The sequence below is a fragment of the Sphingomonas sp. CFBP 13714 genome, assembly GCF_014842205.1.
Taxonomy (GTDB): domain Bacteria; phylum Pseudomonadota; class Alphaproteobacteria; order Sphingomonadales; family Sphingomonadaceae; genus Sphingomonas; species Sphingomonas aerolata.
In genome coordinates, this window is the sequence record NZ_JACYVG010000035.1 from 1 (window position 1) to 747 (window position 747).

Consider the following 747-nt stretch of genomic DNA (forward strand, 5'->3'; position numbering starts at 1 on the left):
CAGCGGGAAAGTTGCAGATATCGTTCTTGGTAACGGTTGAACGGCTGCTTTCCACCAATTCCGGCCATTCCGCTTCCGCCTAATAGCGGACATAGCGGTGACCGGCTAAGATCAGCGGCTATGACACCCATTGAAGCCTTCGAGCCTTTTGCCGCGTCGCTCATCGGCTTGCCTATAAGTCACGTCTGGCGTGGCTATGGGTCCGCCATCTTCATCGAATGCGGCAAGTTGCACCCTGTAGCCAATCGAGATGGCTCGACAGGCCATCCCGAAGGTGAAGTATCGCTCGGTGTCGAATGGAGTTGGCGCATCGAGGATGCGACGGCGATCCGATGCGGAAGCTGGAGTGAGGACGACCTGTGGGAGCGAGCTCTCGACGACTTACGCCACGCCCGGATTGCGCGATGCGAGCTATTTGGCGAACTGCCCGAAGTGGCCATGACGACGGATGGCGGAGTCCGGTTCCTGTCGTTCTCGACTACAGACGGCCAGCCGCAATGGCACTTCGTGGACCGGCGCAATGGTGCGCCGCGATGGTTCACCGTTCGAGAGGGGCAGCTACACCTCGGAGCCGGTAGTGAGCCTGCCGCCTGAATGTCCGCTTGCCACCAATCCCGGCCATTCCGCTCCCGCCCGGGTAGCGACGTTCGCGCGGCCGATCGACAACAACCCGAAGCGGCCAGTCTGCATTCGCCCAATTGCAGACGCTCAAAAGCGACTAGCAATTTCCCGATTGCTGCCTTTAGA

The 747-nt window shown here is 60.1% G+C and carries 1 protein-coding gene; it reads left to right on the plus strand.

Annotated elements, in window-relative coordinates; all coding sequences use genetic code 11:
- Positions 1-120 precede the first annotated feature (120 nt).
- Positions 121-594, plus strand: coding sequence for a hypothetical protein (locus IFT54_RS20180; protein WP_192071985.1), 474 nt, complete (start codon positions 121-123; stop codon positions 592-594).
- The last annotated feature ends 153 nt before the right edge of the window (positions 595-747 follow it).

What these genes read in the sequence shown, in the direction of transcription:
- IFT54_RS20180 (WP_192071985.1), top strand. Translation starts at nt 121, where the DNA reads ATGACACCCATTGAAGCCTTCGAGCCTTTTGCCGCGTCGCTCATCGGC.